Source organism: Paraburkholderia kururiensis JCM 10599 = LMG 19447, assembly GCF_003986935.1.
GTDB classification, from domain to species: domain Bacteria; phylum Pseudomonadota; class Gammaproteobacteria; order Burkholderiales; family Burkholderiaceae; genus Paraburkholderia; species Paraburkholderia kururiensis.
The window spans coordinates 1-682 of record NZ_RJZE01000116.1 but is presented as its reverse complement, the minus strand read 5'-3'; the positions used below and the strand labels follow the sequence as shown (position 1 = coordinate 682).

Below are 682 nucleotides of genomic sequence, written 5' to 3'. Positions count from 1 at the left end.
TATGGCCAGCATGCTCGAGCAGATCGCTGATGCTACGCTTCGCCCAGCCTGGCAATGTGTCCAGATGTTCCGTGATGTACCTGCGCAACTTCTCCGGGCTCTGTGGCAGCACTACACCGAATTCCGAGAGCAGGCCTCGCAACCGGTTGTAGGTCGCAGTCCTCTCTTCGACGAAACCCTGTCGTGTCCGATGCAGGCAAAGCGTCGCCTGCTGATGCTCGTCCTTCAGCGGCACGAAACGCATGTTCGGTCGCGTCACCGCTTCGCAGATCGCAGCAGCATCGGCCGCGTCGTTCTTGCCGCGCTTGCCCGACATGCGATAAGGCGCGACGAGACTGGGCGCCATGAGCTTGACCGTGTGGCCGTGCCCCTGGAACATGCGGGCCCAGTGATGCGCCCCGGAGCACGCTTCCATGCCAATGAGGCACGCAGGCAACTGTGCGATCAACGTCGCCAGCTGATCGCGCGGCACACGTGGCTTGATCAGTATCGCTTTGCCGGTTTCGTCCACACCGTGAACGGCAAAGACATTCTTGGCAAGATCGATCCCGATAGTGACAATAGGCATGGACTTCCCCTCTCGCTGGTGTCGATGAATGTTCGCAACTTCATCCTGGCACATTGATGCCGATTCGCGGCTTCCGCCGCAGCCTCGGGACGGGGAAGTCCCTTTCATTCTCTA

At 60.1% G+C, this 682-nt stretch carries 1 protein-coding gene; it reads right to left on the bottom strand.

Annotated features, from left to right (window positions below; translation table 11 throughout):
• Window positions 1-568, bottom strand: a 568-nt coding sequence (locus tag PKKP23_RS33535) for an IS110 family RNA-guided transposase (RefSeq protein WP_126880089.1), incomplete at its 3' end; no start/stop codon positions are given.
• Window positions 569-682 lie beyond the last annotated feature (114 nt).